Here is a 16,351-nt window from a genome sequence, read left to right on the forward strand (position 1 = left end):
AATTCTTTCGTGGCCATGAACGAGATCACCACCCCCGAACAACTCGACCTGCAAACCGCTGCCCTGAAGGTGCCGCCGCATTCCATCGAGGCCGAACAGGCCGTGCTCGGTGGCCTGATGCTGGACAACAACGCTTGGGAACGGGTGCTGGATCAGGTGTCGGACGGCGATTTCTATCGGCATGACCATCGCCTGATCTTCCGCGCCATCCACAAGTTGGTGGATGCGAACCAGCCGTTCGACGTGGTCACCCTGCACGAGCAACTGGACAAGGAAGGCGTGTCCACCCAGGTCGGCGGCCTGGCCTACCTTGCCGAGCTGGCCAAGAACACCCCGTCGGTAGCCAACATCAAGGCCTATGCCGCGATCATCCGCGAGCGGGCCACGCTGCGACAGCTGATCAGCATCAGTACCGATATCGCCGACAACGCCTTCAACCCGCAGGGGCGTAACGCCGAAGAAATCCTCGATGACGCTGAACGGCAGATCTTCCAGATTGCCGAGGCGCGGCCGAAGACCGGTGGGCCGGTGGGGGTCAACGAGCTGTTGACCAAGGCGATCGACCGTATCGATACGCTGTTCAACTCCGACAGCGACATTACCGGGGTTTCCACCGGTTATACCGACCTCGACGAGAAGACCAGCGGCCTGCAGGCGGCCGACCTGATCATCGTCGCGGGCCGTCCGTCGATGGGCAAGACCACCTTCGCCATGAACCTGGTGGAAAACGCCGTGTTGCGCAGCGACAAGGTGGTGCTGGTGTTCTCCCTCGAGATGCCCGGTGAATCGCTGATCATGCGTATGCTGTCGTCCCTGGGGCGCATCGACCAGACCAAGGTGCGTTCCGGTCAGCTGGACGACGACGACTGGCCGCGGCTGACCTCGGCGGTCAACCTGCTGAACGACCGCAAGCTGTTCATCGACGATACCGCCGGCATCAGCCCATCGGAAATGCGTGCGCGCACCCGCCGCCTGGCCCGCGAGCACGGCGAGATCGCCATGATCATGGTCGACTACCTGCAGCTGATGCAGATCCCGGGTTCGGCAGGTGACAACCGGACCAACGAGATTTCCGAGATCTCCCGCTCGCTCAAGGCGCTGGCCAAGGAATTCAACTGCCCGGTAATCGCCCTGTCACAGCTCAACCGCTCCCTCGAGCAGCGCCCCAACAAGCGCCCGGTCAACTCCGACCTTCGTGAATCGGGTGCGATCGAGCAGGACGCCGACGTGATCATGTTCGTCTACCGTGACGAGGTGTATCACCCCGAGACCGAGCACAAGGGCGTGGCCGAGATCATCATCGGCAAGCAGCGTAACGGCCCCATCGGCTTCATTCGCCTGGCGTTCATCGGCAAGTACACCCGCTTCGAGAACCTCGCACCGGGCATGTACAACTTCGACGACGACGAGTAATCACCGAGCCTATCCCCGGCAGCAGCGCTCCTGTGGGAGCCGGCTTGCCGGCGATAGGGCCAGTGGAAGCTACAGATGAATCCGACCACCACCGTCGGATTTGGTCAAAATTTGTGCTATATTCCGCGCCCGCGATTTTCCTGCACATTAGAACCGGTCACTGACATGCAAGCAGCCAAACCACTCTACGACTATCCCAAGTACTGGGCCGAATGCTTCGGGCCAGCGCCGTTCCTGCCGATGAGCAGGGAGGAGATGGATCAGCTCGGCTGGGATTCCTGCGACATCATCATCGTGACCGGTGACGCCTACGTCGACCACGCATCGTTCGGCATGGCCATCATCGGCCGCCTGCTCGAGGCCCAGGGCTTCCGGGTGGGCATCATCGCCCAGCCGAACTGGCAGTCGAAGGACGACTTCATGAAGCTCGGCGAGCCGAACCTGTTCTTCGGGGTCGCGGCGGGCAACATGGACTCGATGATCAACCGCTACACCGCGGACAAGAAGATCCGTTCCGACGACGCCTATACCCCCGGCGGCCTGGCCGGCAAGCGTCCGGACCGAGCCAGCCTGGTGTACAGCCAGCGCTGCAAGGAAGCCTACAAGCACGTGCCGATCGTGCTCGGCGGCATCGAGGCCTCGCTGCGCCGCATCGCCCATTACGACTACTGGCAGGACAAGGTCCGCCACTCGATCCTGGTCGACGCCAGTGCCGACATCCTGCTGTACGGCAACGCCGAACGCGCGATCGTCGAGGTTGCCCAGCGCCTGTCCCAGGGGGAACGCATCGAGCACATCACCGATGTGCGCGGCACCGCGTTCATTCGTCGCGACACCCCGCAGGGCTGGTTCGAGATCGACTCCACCCGTATCGACCGCCCGGGTCGGGTCGACAAGATCATCAACCCGTACGTGAACACCCAGGACACCCAGGCCTGTGCCATCGAGCAGGCCAAGGGCGACCAGGAAGACCCGAACGAAGCCAAGGTCGTGCAGATCCTCGACAGCCCGAGCGTCACCCGCGAGAAGTCGGTGATCCGCCTGCCGTCGTTCGAGAAGGTGCGCAACGACCCGGTGCTCTATGCCCACGCCAACCGCGTGCTGCACCTGGAGACCAACCCGGGCAACGCCCGCGCCCTGGTGCAGAAGCATGGCGAGGTGGATGTGTGGTTCAACCCGCCACCCATTCCCATGACCACCGAAGAGATGGACTATGTGTTCGGCATGCCCTATGCGCGCATCCCGCACCCGGCGTATGGCAAGGAGCGCATCCCGGCCTACGAGATGATCCGCTTCTCGGTGAACATCATGCGTGGCTGCTTCGGTGGCTGCACCTTCTGCTCGATCACCGAGCACGAAGGCCGGATCATCCAGAACCGCTCCCACGAGTCGATCCTGCACGAGATCGAGGAGATGCGCGACAAGGTGCCGGGCTTCACCGGCGTGGTCTCCGACCTCGGCGGCCCGACCGCCAACATGTACCGCATCGCCTGCAAGAGCCACGACATCGAGAAGCACTGCCGCAAGCCTTCTTGCGTGTTCCCGGGCATCTGCGAGAACCTCAACACCGACCACAGCTCGCTGATCGAGCTGTATCGCAAGGCTCGTGCCCTGCCGGGGGTCAAGAAGATCCTGATCGCCTCGGGCCTGCGCTACGACCTGGCGGTCGAGTCGCCGGAGTACGTGCGCGAGCTGGTCACCCACCACGTCGGCGGTTACCTGAAGATCGCCCCGGAGCACACCGAGCGTGGTCCGCTGGACAAGATGATGAAGCCGGGCATCGGCACCTACGACCGCTTCAAGCGCATGTTCGAGAAGTTCTCGAAAGAGGCGGGCAAGGAGCAGTACCTGATCCCTTACTTCATCGCCGCCCACCCAGGCACCACCGACGAAGACATGATGAACCTGGCCCTGTGGCTCAAGGGCAATGGCTTCCGCGCCGACCAGGTGCAGGCGTTCTATCCGTCGCCGATGGCTTCGGCCACCGCCATGTACCATTCGGGCAAGAACCCGCTGCGCAAGGTCACCTACAAGAGCGAAGGGGTGGAGATCGTCAAGAGCGAGGAGCAGCGCCGCTTGCACAAGGCGTTCCTGCGTTATCACGATCCAAAGGGCTGGCCGATGCTGCGCGAGGCGCTGCAGCGGATGGGCCGCGCCGACCTGATCGGGCCAGGCAAGCACCAGCTGATCCCGCTGCACCAGCCGGCGACCGACACTTACCAGAGCGCGCGGCGCAAGAACTCGACCCCGGCCGGCAGCCACAAGGTGGGCAAGGACCAGAAGATCCTCACCCAGCACACCGGCCTGCCGCCGCGTGCCAGCGATGGCAGCAAGCCGTGGGACAAGCGCGAGAAAGCCAAGGCCGAGGCGTTCGCCCGCAACCAGCAGGCGGCCAAGGAGCGCAAGGAAGCGGCCAAGGGTGGTGGCGGCAAGGGCAAGAAGCCGCGCCAGCCGGTGATTCCGCGCTGAAAGGATATAAGTGTCGAGTGGTGTAGCGAACTTTTTGAGTCAGGTTCGCTCGCTGTCCTCGAGCACTCTTGAGCGGCGCTGGGCCTGGGCCCAGCATGCAGTCAGCGTCAGGCAAAAGGCCGCGAGCATGAAGGCTCCAAGTTCATATGTTTCGATGGACATCCAGGGTCCATTGCGCCCGAAATAGAGCTGCCAGTCACTACTCTGGAAGCTAGCGCCTTGTCCCAGTGCTCGTCCCAGGGCAGGCGTCAGCCAAAGTGAAGGGAGTGCAAGCAAAAGGGCAAAGGCCAGGCAGCACAGGCGTTGCAAGAGACTCAGCGGCATTATCGCCGCTACCACGATGGCGACAGGGAGGGCGCCGACCCATTGACGACTTTCCGAGCCTACCAACATCAGGGGAAGGAAACACACCAGGCTTGCCAGAAGTGCTTTGGGCAAGTACCGGTACTTTCCGAGACCCCAGGCGATGCATCCTGCCATCGCGATGATGATGACGGGGCCGAAGCTGAGGAAGTGCGCCACTAATGGTTTGAAGGGAGCCGCCAGGCTCTGCATAAACATGTAATGCAGGAGCGGCGGCCCTTGGAACCCATTGGTCCAATCGATCAGCAGATACATTGCCACTGCGCTTGCGGCCAGCACCAGCGCAGCGACCAGTGCGCTGGTTGGTCTAACGCTTTTCCAGAAACTGCTGTCGACCACGCTGCGTGCGCCAAGCCATACCACGACGGTGATGCTGGTCACGAGAGCCATGAAAGACAGTGTGCGTAAGGAAATCAGCGCTGTTTGGCCCCCTAGGTGTGCGCTGTGGCTGGCAACTTCATCGTCACTGAGTTGCCCTGCAAGGCTGATGACGAGCGATAAGACGAAGGGTAGGCTCACCGCGAAGAGCAGCAAGGTCAGTCTCGGGCTAAAAGATGTCGCGCTGCTGTGATCGAAATTTCTGGGCATGGCGGCCAGTGCCAGTGGGATCAGGAACAAGCCCGGCAAAACCCAGACTGAATACGCCAGAAGCGTATAGAGTGGGAACTGAAGGCCTCGTGTCCAGCACCATAGGCAAAGACAGCTGACTACCAGTGCGACATTGTCGCTGAGTACCGGATAGTAGAACGGCATAATCAGCAGTGGCCACGCCAGCAACCCAGTAGCCAGCGAAAGAAGTGCAGCCCGTGGAGCGACACCTAGTTGTCTCAGGGTGTCGTGGAGCATGCCGGCAGAAGTTGAGATCAGGATGATGTTCAGAACGGCCTGAGCCGTGCTCAAGGAATTGGCAGGCACACCGAGGGCGGAGGCGCCGATCAACGGTAGAAAGCCAGACATCCGGATGCTGCGATAGGGATCGCCGACGATGGCTTGGCCATGGCCCAGCAATTCTATGTACTGGAGATAAACCTGACCGTCCCAGCCCCTCCCTTCATTGACTGGAATGTGGCCTACGATGCTGTACAGCACCGCCAACAGCAGCGCATAGAGTAGCCCGATCATGAGGCTGCTGGGCATAGAGCGATGCCGCCAGGATCTTAGGACGCGGAACCAGGTAGCCATCACTTTTATTCTTTGCCGATGCGTTTCATGAATGCAAAACTCGAGAGAACGAAATTTATTGGAACAGTGACGAGGATCGCTGCCAGCGGTGCCGGCTCTTGAGGCCAGCCAAGCTGTTCGACCCAGAGCCAGACGACCAGCATGCCTATCAGGTATTGGAGCAGATACAGCATGGGCATCCACGCAACTGACTTGATCCCGCGATGACTTTGGAAGACAAATGTGCGATTCAGTACGTAGGCAACGACAATACCGGTGACGAATGCAACTGAGTAGCTGAGTCGGTAAGGCAAGATACTCAATAGCAGCAGATACAGCGCATAGGTAGCAACAGTGTTGAGCCCGCCGGAAAGAAGAAAGCGTGGAAGTGGATGCCTCAGTAAACCTCGGAGCATTTACCGATCATTCCCTATAGGGGCAGAGCAGCTCGTTGGGCCGTTCACTGGTGGTCGGGACCGAAATGCTCGATACGCATCGGTATCGCAAGGGGCCTGTTCTTGGAGTTTTCGTAAGCACGCCACGCGTAGGAGCCAACGATGCCCAATCCTAGGAGATTGAGGCAGCCGAGGAAGGTGATCATCAGCATGGTCATGGCATAGCCGGGGACTTCGATCATGCCGTGAAGTCTGGCGAAGAGCACGAATACAGCGAATAGCGCTGCCAGTGACGCTCCCCCACCACCGATTCGGACCAGCAAGCGTATCGGCAGGTCGGTGAACGAGAACACGCTGTCCATGAGGTAGTTGAGTTTTTTCCGTACCGTCCACGCCGAACGGCCGTGTTGCCGCTGCCGCCGCACATAGGATACGACCTGGCGTCGATAGCCCAGCCAGAAAATTTGCGAAACGAGCGAGCTGTGGCGCTCTTCCAGAGTCAACAGGGTGTCGCGGAACGTCTTGTTGCAAGCAAAGATGTCTACGCCGCCGGGTGGTATCTCAGGAACCACGTAGCGTCTGTAAAGGCCCCAGAAAACGTTAGCGGCCAGCCGGCTGGGCCAGGGATCGTCGCGGCTTTCGCGTACACCGATGACTACATCCACAGGGCGCTCAAGTAGAACCTTATTCATTTCCAGAACCAGTTGTGGCGGTTCCTGAAGGTCTGCTGCCATTACCGCGAAGCGATCACCCTGGCCTAACTGGAGACCCATGCGAATCGCCATGAACGAGCCGAAGTTGCGTGACAGCAGCGCCAATTGCGAACGCAGGGGCCCAGTGGCCAAACAGTCGCGCAGAATTTGGTAACAACAGTCTGGGCTGCCATCGATGACGAAAACTACTTCCAGCTCACCATCAAGCTGTCGATTCAGCTCACGAAGTGCTTGGAGTAGGTCAGGAATCGAATCTTCGTTTCGGTAGACGGGAATTACCAGCGTCAACAACGGCTGAGCTCCTGAGGGCGCGGCGTGGGAGATGCACTATTTAATCACCAAAATGGTCCATTGTCCGGAGCGATGGTGTGATTTTCCAGATTGATAAACTGGATGATTGCAGATCAACGCACTGGAGGAGAAGCATCCTGGGTACTTATCCGAGTGGCAATTGGCCGACCCACTTCGGCACCACGGGTGCAACGAAGCTGTCCATCCCGTCCAGCAACTCATCCGGCCGCTCCCCGAGCAACAGCATTGCCCGGTGCTGTGGTCGCACGAAGCCTTCCTCGACAATATGGTCGAGGAACCCGCCGAGCTTCGCATAGAACCCATTCACATCCAGCAGCCCCAGCGGCTTGGCGTGATAGCCTAGTTGCCCCCAGGTCCACACCTCGAACAGCTCCTCCAGCGTACCCAGGCCACCCGGCAGGGCGATGAAGGCGTCGCTGAGTTCGGCCATGCGCGCCTTGCGCGCATGCATGCCGTCCACCACCTCCAGGCGGGTCAGGCCCTTGTGGCCGATTTCGGCGTTCATCAGGCTTTCAGGAATGATGCCGACAACCTCGCCACCCGCCGCCATGGCGGCATCGGCGACGGTGCCCATCAGGCCGACCGCGCCGCCGCCGTACACCAGCGTCAGGCCACGGCGGGCGATGGCCTGGCCGAGGGCGACGGCGGCTTCACGGTAGGCAGGGTTGGCACCGATACTGGCGCCACAAAAGACACAAACGGAACGTACAGGCATTGCTTATCTCCCTTTACATGCGCGCACAGGGTAAGGCGCATGCCTGTCGGTTCCAAGGGGATCATTCGGGGCGGGCGAACTCGCAGACCGCCGAACCGGCCGCGCCACAGGCGTAGGCTGCCAGCAGGCTGCGCATCATGCTGCTCAATGTCATGACATTGCTCCTAATTGAGAGGTTGTCTCATCGTCCATTAAGAGGGCATGATGTGCACTTTGATTGGTTGTATACAATCCATTGAACAAATCTACTGGCTGGCGACTTGACACCCCTTGACCCATATCAGGTACGGGCGTTCGGTTTTCAGGCAGTCTCGCAATTGATAAAACCCTGCCAAGGAGATTCATGATGTTTGCGAAAGCTGTAGCGGTATCCCTGCTGACCCTCGCCAGCGCCTCCGTCTTTGCCGCCGACTGCAAGGTGACTGTCGACTCGACCGACCAGATGTCGTTCAACACCAAGGAATTCACCGTCGACAAGAGCTGCAAGACCGTCGAGATCGAACTGACCCACGGTGGCAGCCTGCCGAAGAACGTCATGGGCCACAACCTGGTCATCAGCAAGACCGCCGACATGCAGGCCATCGCCACCGAAGGCATGTCGCAAGGCCTGGACAAGGATTACATCAAGGCCGACAACGCCGCGATCATCGGCCACACCAAGATGATCGGTGCCGGCGAAAAAGACACCTTCAAGCTCGATACTTCCAAGCTGGAAGCCGGTGGCGACTACAGCTTCTTCTGCACCTTCCCTGGCCACATCTCGATGATGAAGGGCAAGGTCGTCGTCAAGTAAGCGACGCCTGACGCAGTACCCTTGTGGGAGCGGGCTTGCCCCGCGATGGCGAAGGTGAAACCACCAACGTCATCGCAGGGCAGGCACGCTCCCACAGTTGTTTCCATAGCCGGATCAAGGGGCGAACGGCAGCTCGCGCTTGTGCTGGGTCTTGCGGTAGGTGGCGACGATGATGTCGAACGCCTCCTGGCTCACCGGCTCACCGTGCAGGAAGGCGTCGATCTGCTGGTAGGTCACGCCGTGGGACGCTTCGTCCGGCTTGCCCGGTTCGAGGTCTTCGAGGTCCGCGGTCGGTACTTTTTCCACCAGCGATTCCGGCGCGCCAAAGCTGCGCGCAATGGAACGCACCTGGTTTTTCACCAGCCCGCTCAGCGGCGCCAGGTCGCAGGCCCCGTCACCGAACTTGGTGAAGAAGCCCATCACCGCTTCGGCCGCGTGATCCGTGCCGATCACCAGGCCCGCACGGGCACCGGCGACGGTGTATTGGGCGACCATGCGCGTGCGCGCCTTGACGTTGCCAACGACGAAGTCGATCAGGGTCGGCGAGCCGTTTTCCAGTTCCTCGACCTCCGCCGCCAAGGCCTTTACGGCTGGCGCGATGTCGATGGTGTGCACCTCGTCGGCCTTGATCACCTCCAGGCAGGCCTGGGCGTCGTGCTCGTCGTGCTGCACGTGGTACGGCAGGCGCACGGCGATGAAGGTATATGCCTTGTCGCCGGTTTCGTCGCGCAGCTCGCTGATGGCGCGCTGCGCGAGCAGGGCGGCGGTCAGCGAGTCGACACCGCCACTGATGCCCAGCACCAGGGTCTTGAGCCGGGCATTGGCCAGGCAGTCCTTGATGAACGCCACGCGCCGGGCCACTTCCTGCTCAAGGGCGGCAGCATCGGCGAATGGCGGCTGCACCTTGAGCGCCCGGGCAATCTCTTGCTGAACGGCTTGCATGGGTTACTCCTTGCTGGGGACTTTGAATACGTGGCGCATGTAAGCGACGAAGTTTTCGTCACGGCACTGCGTCTTGGCGGCTTCGTCGGAGATCTTCGCCACCGGCGAGCCGTTGCAGTCGGTCATTTTAAGCACGATGTTCATCGGTGCCACGCCGGGGATGTCGCACGTCAGGTTGGTACCGATGCCAAAGCTGACGTTGATGCGCCCGCGCAAGGCACGGAAGATTTCCAGCGAGCGGGTCAGGTTCAGGCCATCGGAGAACACCAGGGTCTTGGTCATCGGGTCGATACCGAGCTTCTGATAATGGGCGATGGCCTTTTCCGCCCAGGCCACCGGATCGCCCGAATCGTGGCGCAGGCCATCGAACAGCTTGGCGAAGTACAGGTCGAAATCCTTCAGGAAGGCATCCATGGTGATGCAGTCGGTCAGGGCGATGCCGAGCAGCCCACGGTACTCGCGCACCCAGCAGTCCAGAGCGGCGATCTGGCTGTCGATCAGCCGTGGGCCTAGCTGCTGGTGGGCCATGATCCATTCGTGGGCCATGGTGCCCAGGGGCTTGATATCCAGCTTCCATGCCAGGTCGACGTTGCTGGTGCCGACGAAGCGGCCCGGGAACTCATCGCGCAGCACCCGCACCACGTCTTCCTGCACGCGGCTGGAGAAGCGCCGGCGGGTGCCAAAGTCGGCCACCTGCAGTTCGGCCAGTTCGTCGTCGCTGGCGTGGGCGCGCAGCCAGTCGAACTTGCCATATAGCTGGTCGCGGGCTTCGGCCAGGCGCATGCGCGGGTGCAGGTGGCGGTTGCGCACTTCGCTGATGATGGCCAGCAGCGGCACTTCGAACAGGATCACATGCAGCCATGGGCCTTTCAGGCGCAGGAACAGTTGGTCGTTCTCGATGCCGATGCGCACATAGCGCAGGTTGAAGCGGAACAGGCGCAGGAAGCGCAGGAAGTCCGGCTTGAGGAAGCTGATGCGCTCGAGGAAGGCCAGTTGGCCGTCATCCAGGGTCAGCTCGCTGAGCAGCTCGAGCTGGTTGCGGATCTCGCCCAGGTAGGGGCGCAGGTCCTCGCCGTTGCGGCAGCGAAACTCCCATTCGACATCGGCGTCCGGGTAGTTGTGCAGGACGCCCTGCATCATTGTGAGCTTGTAGAAGTCGGTGTCGAGCAGGTTGTGCACGATGCGCTCGGCGAATGCGCTCTCGCTCATCAGGGGGAAGCTCCAAAGCGGGCAATGGCGGCTATTGTGCCAGCCTTTTGCTTTTGCATGTGCTCACATCGCGGGGCAAGCCTGCTCCCGCATCGCCCGCGATCATGGCCGCGACAGGTAATTTACCGTGCGCCAGCTAGCCTTCAAACAGTGCTCCCTGTAGCAGTCGCGCACCAGTGGTGTGCAGTTCGGTGACGTCCGCTGTTACAGCGCGGTTGCACGTTAACACTTGCGAGGGTTGCAATGATGGCGGGCGATGGTTGCTCCTTGTCTAGGCGTGTGGGTGCCACTTGCCGTGCGGCAGACGGTTGCACGCTCAATAAAGAAAAGGCCGCCGGTCGCCTCTGTTCACCCCTTGTCGTGTGTTTTCCCGGAAGACAAAACCACTGGCACGGCCCTTGCTCGGAGCACAGGGCTGAGAAGTTGTAGTGCCAACCAAAAAAAATATTCTAGGAGCACCACCTCATGTCGCAGACGTTTTACAAGAAAGGTTTCCTGGCACTGGCTGTAGCCACCGCACTGGGTGTTTCTTCGTATGTTCAGGCCGACATCAAGATCGGCGTCGCGGGCCCGATGACCGGAGCCAACGCAGCGTTTGGCGAGCAGTACATGAAAGGTGCGCAGGCCGCGGCCGACGTGATCAACAAGGCCGGCGGCGTCAACGGCGAGAAGATCGTGCTGGTCAAGGGCGATGACGCTTGCGAGCCGAAGCAGGCAGTATCCGTGGCCAACCGCCTGGTCGACCAGGACAAGGTGGCGGGCGTGGTCGGTCACTTCTGCTCCTCCAACACCATCCCCGCTTCCGAGGTTTACGATGAGGCCGGCGTGATCGCCATCACTCCCGGCTCCACCAACCCGCAGGTGACCGAGCGCGGCCTGTCCGCGATGTTCCGCATGTGCGGCCGTGACGACCAGCAGGGCATCGTCGCCGGCAACTACATTGTCGACGTGCTCAAGGGCAAGAAGGTGGTGGTGCTGCACGACAAGGACACCTATGGCCAGGGTCTGGCCGACGCCACCAAGGCCCAGCTGATCAAGCGCGGCGTCACCCCGGTGCTGTACGAGGGCCTGACCCGCGGCGAGAAAGACTTTAGCGCCGTTGTCACCAAGATCCGCGCCGCAGGTGCCGATGTCGTCTACTTCGGCGGCCTGCACCCGGAGGCAGGCCCTCTGGTGCGCCAGCTGCGCGAGCAGGGCCTGAAGGACGTGGCATTCATGTCCGACGACGGCATCGTCACCGACGAACTGGTGGCCACCGCCGGCGGCGCCCAGTACACCAATGGCGTGTACATGACCTTCGGCGCCGACCCGCGCCTGCTGCCCGACAGCAAGGCGGTGGTCGAGGAGTTCCGCAAGAACGGCACCGAGCCTGAAGGCTACACCCTGTATGCCTACGCCTCGGTCCAGGCCCTGGCCGCCGCGTTCAACGGCGCCAAGTCGAACAAGGGCGAGGACGCCGCCAAGTGGCTCAAGGCCAACCCGGTCAAGACCGTCATGGGCGAGAAGAAGTGGGACAGCAAGGGCGACCTGACCGTCTCCGACTACGTGGTCTACCAGTGGGATGCCAACGGCAAGTACCACCAGCTGGAAAAACAAAAATAACAATGGCATCCGGCCCGGGCGCGCGATGCCCCGGGCCGTTGCCCCGCGGTACCTGTCTTTGTCAGTAGATGTGCACAGTTCTGCGCTGCGAGGGCCGCTGCATCCGGGCCCTGCGTGGTCGGCGCTCGTGCAATCTCAATCAGGTGAGATTGCGTTATGGATGGTATTTTCCTGCAGCAACTGGTCAACGGCCTGACCCTCGGGTCGGTCTATGGCCTGATCGCCATCGGCTACACAATGGTCTATGGCATCATCGGCATGATCAACTTCGCGCACGGCGAGGTGTACATGATCTCCGCGTACCTCGCGGCGATCAGCCTGGCATTGCTGGCCTACTTCGGTATCGAGTCGTTTCCGCTGCTGATGCTGGGCACGCTGTTGTTCACCATCGTCGTCACCGGCGTCTACGGCTTCACCATCGAACGCATCGCCTACAAACCCCTGCGCAACTCCACTCGCCTCGCGCCCTTGATCAGCGCCATCGGCATTTCGCTGATCCTGCAGAACTACGCGCAGATCAGCCAGGGTGCCCGCCAGCAAGGCGTACCGACCCTGCTTGAAGGCGCCATGCGTGTCGAAGTGGGCACCGGTTTCGTGCAACTGACCTACACCAAGATCTTCATCCTGGTGGCTGCCTTCGTCGGCATGGCACTGCTCACCTACGTGATCAAGTACACCAAGCTCGGGCGCATGTGCCGGGCCACGCAACAAGACCGCAAGATGGCCTCGATCCTGGGCATCAATACCGACCGGGTAATCTCCTACGTGTTCGTCATCGGTGCGGTGATGGCCGCGCTGGCCGGCGTGCTGATCACCATGAACTACGGCACCTTCGATTTCTACGCCGGCTTCATCATCGGTATCAAGGCCTTCACCGCCGCGGTGCTCGGCGGCATTGGCTCGTTGCCGGGGGCCATGCTTGGCGGGATCATCCTGGGGATTTCCGAATCGTTGTTCTCCGGCCTGATCAACTCCGACTACAAGGACGTGTTCAGCTTCTCGCTGCTGGTGATGATCCTCATCTTCCGTCCCCAAGGCCTGCTGGGTCGCCCGCTCGTGGCTAAGGTGTGAACATGTCCGCTGCCAATACTGCCCCTGCTTCGCAAACCAAGGGTTTCGACCTTAAACGCAGCCTGCTGGAGACCCTCGTCGCCGGCCTGCTGGCCCTTATCGTCTTCGGCCCCGTCGTCGGCGTGGTGCTCGATGGCTACACGTTCAACGCCGAACCCGCCCGCGTAGCCTGGCTGGTCGGCGGCGTGATGGTCGGGCGATTCATCCTCAGCCTGTTCCTACAGACGCCGACCGGCCAACGCATGCTTCAGGGCTTCGACAGTGGCGGCTCGGGCGTGCATGTGCTGGCGCCGAACTACAAGTCGCGCCTGCGCTACATCATCCCGGCGCTGATCGTTATCGCCATCGTGTTCCCGATCTTTGCCAACAAGTACCTGCTGACTGTGGTCATCCTCGGCCTGATCTATGTGTTGCTGGGGCTGGGCCTGAACATCGTGGTCGGCCTGGCCGGCCTGCTTGATCTGGGCTATGTGGCGTTCTACGCCATCGGTGCCTACGGCCTGGCGCTGGGCTATCAATACCTGGGCCTGGGCTTCTGGAGCGTGCTGCCACTGGCGGCCATCGCCGCGGCGCTGGCGGGGTGCATCCTCGGCTTCCCGGTGTTGCGCATGCATGGCGACTACCTGGCCATCGTCACCCTCGGCTTCGGTGAGATCATCCGCCTGGTGTTGAACAACTGGCTGTCGTTCACCGGCGGCCCCAACGGCATGCCGGCGCCGTCGCCGACCTTCCTGGGTCTGGAGTTCGGCCGCCGGGCCAAGGATGGCGGGGTGCCGATCCACGAGTTCTTCGGCTTCGAATACAACGCCAACCTCAAGTTCGTGTTCATCTACGCGGTGCTGTTCCTGGTGGTGCTGGCGGTGCTCTACGTCAAGCACCGGCTGACCCGCATGCCGGTGGGCCGCGCCTGGGAAGCCTTGCGCGAGGACGAGATCGCCTGCCGCTCGATGGGCCTGAACCACGTACTGGTCAAGCTTTCCGCGTTCACCCTCGGCGCGTCCACCGCAGGCCTTGCCGGGGTGTTCTTTGCCACCTACCAGGGCTTCGTCAACCCATCGTCGTTCACCTTCTTCGAGTCCGCGCTGATCCTGGCCATCGTCGTGCTCGGCGGCATGGGCTCGACCGTGGGCGTGGTGATCGCGGCGTTCGTGCTGACCGTGGCGCCCGAGCTGCTGCGCAGCTTCTCCGAATACCGGGTGCTGCTGTTCGGCGTGCTGATGGTGCTGATGATGATCTGGCGACCGCGGGGGCTGATCCGCATCAGCCGTACCGGCGTGGTCCCGCGTAAAGGAGTGGCGCCATGAGCGACGAAGTCATTCTGTCTGTAGACAACCTGATGATGCAGTTCGGTGGGATCAAGGCGCTCAGCGATGTCAGCCTGCAGGTCAAACGCAATCAGATCTTCGCCCTGATCGGCCCCAATGGCGCCGGCAAGACCACGGTGTTCAACTGCCTCACGGGCTTCTACAAGGCCACCGGCGGGCGGATCGAACTGAACGTGCGCGGCAGCCACACCAACGTCATCCAGCTGCTCGGCGAGCGCTTCCGGGCGGCGGACTTCGTTTCGCCGGCACGCTTCGCCAACCGCCTGTACTACAAGATGTTCGGCGGTACCCACCTGGTCAACCGCGCCGGGCTGGCGCGCACTTTCCAGAACATCCGTCTGTTCAAGGAAATGTCGGTGGTGGAGAACCTGCTGGTGGCCCAGCACATGTGGGTCAACCGCAACCTGCTGGCCGGGGTGCTCAATACCCCGGGTTATCGCAAGGCCGAGAGCGATGCCCTCGACCATGCGTTCTACTGGCTGGAGGTGGTCGACCTGGTGGACTGCGCCAACCGCCTGGCCGGTGAGCTGTCCTACGGGCAGCAGCGCCGCCTGGAGATTGCCCGGGCCATGTGCACCCGGCCGAAGATCATCTGCCTGGACGAACCGGCTGCCGGCCTCAACCCCCAGGAAACCGAAGCGCTGAGCCGCATGATCCGCGTGCTGCGCGACGAGCATGACATCACCGTGGTGCTGATCGAGCACGACATGGGCATGGTCATGAGCATCTCCGACCACATCGTCGTGCTCGACCACGGCAACGTGATCGCCGAGGGATCACCGCAGGATATCCGCCACAACCCGACGGTGATTGCCGCCTACCTGGGTGCCGACGAAGAGGAACTGACATGAGCGCGCCCATTCTCGAGCTGAAGGACCTGGATGTGTTCTATGGGCCGATCCAGGCCCTGAAGAAGGTCTCGATGCACATCAACGAAGGCGAGACGGTGAGCCTGATCGGCGCCAACGGCGCGGGCAAGTCCACGCTGCTGATGTCGATCTTCGGCCAGCCGCGCGCGGCATCCGGGCAGATCGTCTATCGCGGCACCGACATCACCCGCAAGTCGTCGCACTACATCGCGTCCAATGGCATCGCCCAGTCCCCGGAGGGGCGCCGGGTGTTCCCTGACATGAGCGTCGAGGAGAACCTGATGATGGGCACCATCCCGATCGGCGACAAGCATGCAGACCAGGACATGCAGCGCATGTACGAACTGTTCCCGCGGCTCAAGGAACGGCGCAACCAGCGGGCCATGACCATGTCCGGGGGCGAGCAGCAGATGCTGGCGATTGCACGGGCGCTGATGAGCCGGCCCAAGCTTTTGCTGCTCGATGAGCCGTCGCTGGGGCTGGCGCCGATCGTGGTCAAGCAGATCTTCTCGACCCTGCGCGAGCTGGCGCAGACCGGGATGACCATTTTCCTGGTCGAGCAGAATGCCAACCATGCATTGAAGCTGTCCGACAGGGCCTATGTGATGGTCAACGGGCAGATTCGCATGACCGGGACGGGGCAGGAGCTGTTGGTCAACGAGGAGGTGCGTAACGCCTACCTGGGCGGGCACTGATCCAGCACTGGGGCCGCAGCGCGGCCCTTTCGCCGGCAAGCCGGCTCCCACAGGGGTGGTGCTTGGCTTGAGGGCCATGCAACCGGAGTGGGAGCCGGCTTGCCGGCGAAGGGGGCTGCCATGCAGCCCCAACCCAAGTCAGTCGAGATGTGGACAAGTTGTCGCATATCTTTCTCGAAGCACTCCATAACCCCCACGCAAGCTATTGTTTCCACAGCTGGAAAACTTTCCACGGATTATGTGGAACCGCCTGTGGAAAACATGGTGGCACCTTGCTCAAGCCCTTGTGTACCGCAGCCTCCAA

14 protein-coding genes are annotated in these 16,351 nt (G+C 61.7%); 8 read left to right on the forward strand and 6 right to left on the reverse strand.

Annotation, left to right across the window (positions count from 1 at the left end; translation table 11 throughout):
- The first annotated feature begins 15 nt into the window (after nucleotides 1-15).
- The gene (dnaB, locus tag AC3WL2_RS20305; RefSeq protein WP_102683944.1) at nucleotides 16-1,413 is read left to right on the forward strand and encodes a replicative DNA helicase; all 1,398 of its coding nucleotides are present in this window, start codon (nucleotides 16-18) and stop codon (nucleotides 1,411-1,413) included.
- 165 nt (nucleotides 1,414-1,578) lie between these two features.
- Nucleotides 1,579-3,882 carry a YgiQ family radical SAM protein gene (locus tag AC3WL2_RS20310; RefSeq protein ID WP_102683945.1) on the forward strand — a complete coding sequence of 768 codons (2,304 nt, stop codon included), beginning with the start codon at nucleotides 1,579-1,581 and terminating at the stop codon, nucleotides 3,880-3,882.
- Nucleotides 3,883-3,921: 39 nt separating this feature from the next.
- Here AC3WL2_RS20310 and AC3WL2_RS20315 read toward each other — a convergent pair whose 3' ends face one another.
- The 4 genes from AC3WL2_RS20315 to AC3WL2_RS20330 form a co-directional block, all read right to left on the reverse strand.
- Nucleotides 3,922-5,427: a hypothetical protein gene (locus AC3WL2_RS20315; RefSeq protein ID WP_102683946.1), complete on the reverse strand. Its 1,506-nt coding sequence runs from the start codon at nucleotides 5,425-5,427 to the stop codon at nucleotides 3,922-3,924.
- Between the two features lie 5 nt (nucleotides 5,428-5,432).
- Nucleotides 5,433-5,822 carry a GtrA family protein gene (locus AC3WL2_RS20320; RefSeq protein WP_102683947.1) on the reverse strand — a complete coding sequence of 130 codons (390 nt, stop codon included), beginning with the start codon at nucleotides 5,820-5,822 and terminating at the stop codon, nucleotides 5,433-5,435.
- 44 nt (nucleotides 5,823-5,866) lie between these two features.
- Entirely contained in the window at nucleotides 5,867-6,805 is a 939-nt protein-coding gene (locus AC3WL2_RS20325) for a glycosyltransferase family 2 protein (RefSeq protein ID WP_102683948.1), read from the reverse strand.
- A 145-nt stretch (nucleotides 6,806-6,950) separates the two neighbouring features.
- On the reverse strand, nucleotides 6,951-7,541 hold the full coding sequence (locus AC3WL2_RS20330) for a cytokinin riboside 5'-monophosphate phosphoribohydrolase (protein WP_102683949.1): 591 nt from the start codon (nucleotides 7,539-7,541) through the stop codon (nucleotides 6,951-6,953).
- Nucleotides 7,542-7,887: 346 nt separating this feature from the next.
- Here AC3WL2_RS20330 and azu point away from each other — a divergent pair, with 346 nt between their 5' ends.
- Nucleotides 7,888-8,334, forward strand: coding sequence for an azurin (azu, locus tag AC3WL2_RS20335; protein ID WP_102683950.1), 447 nt, complete (start codon nucleotides 7,888-7,890; stop codon nucleotides 8,332-8,334).
- 114 nt (nucleotides 8,335-8,448) lie between these two features.
- On the opposite strand, the gene nadE is transcribed toward azu, so the two are convergent.
- Complete coding sequence (gene nadE / locus AC3WL2_RS20340) at nucleotides 8,449-9,276, reverse strand: NAD(+) synthase (RefSeq protein ID WP_102683951.1); 828 nt, start codon at nucleotides 9,274-9,276, stop codon at nucleotides 8,449-8,451.
- 3 nt (nucleotides 9,277-9,279) lie between these two features.
- Nucleotides 9,280-10,485 (reverse strand): nicotinate phosphoribosyltransferase, encoded by a 1,206-nt coding sequence (gene pncB / locus AC3WL2_RS20345; RefSeq protein WP_102683952.1) that lies wholly within the window; start codon nucleotides 10,483-10,485, stop codon nucleotides 9,280-9,282.
- Nucleotides 10,486-10,950: 465 nt separating this feature from the next.
- Between pncB and AC3WL2_RS20350 the strand changes: the two genes are divergently transcribed.
- From AC3WL2_RS20350 to AC3WL2_RS20370, 5 genes are all read left to right on the forward strand, one after another.
- Nucleotides 10,951-12,087, forward strand: a complete 1,137-nt coding sequence (locus AC3WL2_RS20350) for a branched-chain amino acid ABC transporter substrate-binding protein (RefSeq protein WP_102683953.1) — start codon at nucleotides 10,951-10,953, stop codon at nucleotides 12,085-12,087.
- Nucleotides 12,088-12,243: 156 nt separating this feature from the next.
- A complete protein-coding gene (locus tag AC3WL2_RS20355) occupies nucleotides 12,244-13,158 on the forward strand; it encodes an ABC transporter permease subunit (protein ID WP_102683954.1) in 915 nt (304 codons plus the stop codon).
- A 2-nt stretch (nucleotides 13,159-13,160) separates the two neighbouring features.
- Nucleotides 13,161-14,462, forward strand: coding sequence for a high-affinity branched-chain amino acid ABC transporter permease LivM (gene livM / locus AC3WL2_RS20360; protein WP_102683955.1), 1,302 nt, complete (start codon nucleotides 13,161-13,163; stop codon nucleotides 14,460-14,462).
- Entirely contained in the window at nucleotides 14,459-15,334 is an 876-nt protein-coding gene (locus AC3WL2_RS20365; RefSeq protein ID WP_031314650.1) for an ABC transporter ATP-binding protein, read from the forward strand. Before livM ends, AC3WL2_RS20365 begins: the two co-directional genes overlap by 4 nt.
- The gene (locus AC3WL2_RS20370) at nucleotides 15,331-16,047 is read left to right on the forward strand and encodes an ABC transporter ATP-binding protein (protein WP_102683956.1); all 717 of its coding nucleotides are present in this window, start codon (nucleotides 15,331-15,333) and stop codon (nucleotides 16,045-16,047) included. The genes AC3WL2_RS20365 and AC3WL2_RS20370 overlap by 4 nt, the downstream gene beginning before the upstream one ends.
- Nucleotides 16,048-16,351 lie beyond the last annotated feature (304 nt).

The sequence above is a fragment of the Pseudomonas sp. FW305-96 genome (assembly GCF_058783825.1).

Coding starts and splice junctions, on each gene's coding strand:
- azu (WP_102683950.1), top strand. CDS start 7,888: ATGTTTGCGAAAGCTGTAGCGGTATCCCTGCTGACCCTCGCCAGCGCC.
- AC3WL2_RS20365 (WP_031314650.1), top strand. CDS start 14,459: ATGAGCGACGAAGTCATTCTGTCTGTAGACAACCTGATGATGCAGTTC.
- AC3WL2_RS20320 (WP_102683947.1), bottom strand. CDS start 5,822: ATGCTCCGAGGTTTACTGAGGCATCCACTTCCACGCTTTCTTCTTTCC.
- AC3WL2_RS20310 (WP_102683945.1), top strand. CDS start 1,579: ATGCAAGCAGCCAAACCACTCTACGACTATCCCAAGTACTGGGCCGAA.
- dnaB (WP_102683944.1), top strand. CDS start 16: ATGAACGAGATCACCACCCCCGAACAACTCGACCTGCAAACCGCTGCC.
- livM (WP_102683955.1), top strand. CDS start 13,161: ATGTCCGCTGCCAATACTGCCCCTGCTTCGCAAACCAAGGGTTTCGAC.
- AC3WL2_RS20330 (WP_102683949.1), bottom strand. CDS start 7,541: ATGCCTGTACGTTCCGTTTGTGTCTTTTGTGGCGCCAGTATCGGTGCC.
- AC3WL2_RS20355 (WP_102683954.1), top strand. CDS start 12,244: ATGGATGGTATTTTCCTGCAGCAACTGGTCAACGGCCTGACCCTCGGG.
- AC3WL2_RS20370 (WP_102683956.1), top strand. CDS start 15,331: ATGAGCGCGCCCATTCTCGAGCTGAAGGACCTGGATGTGTTCTATGGG.
- AC3WL2_RS20350 (WP_102683953.1), top strand. CDS start 10,951: ATGTCGCAGACGTTTTACAAGAAAGGTTTCCTGGCACTGGCTGTAGCC.
- pncB (WP_102683952.1), bottom strand. CDS start 10,485: ATGAGCGAGAGCGCATTCGCCGAGCGCATCGTGCACAACCTGCTCGAC.
- nadE (WP_102683951.1), bottom strand. CDS start 9,276: ATGCAAGCCGTTCAGCAAGAGATTGCCCGGGCGCTCAAGGTGCAGCCG.
- AC3WL2_RS20315 (WP_102683946.1), bottom strand. CDS start 5,427: ATGGCTACCTGGTTCCGCGTCCTAAGATCCTGGCGGCATCGCTCTATG.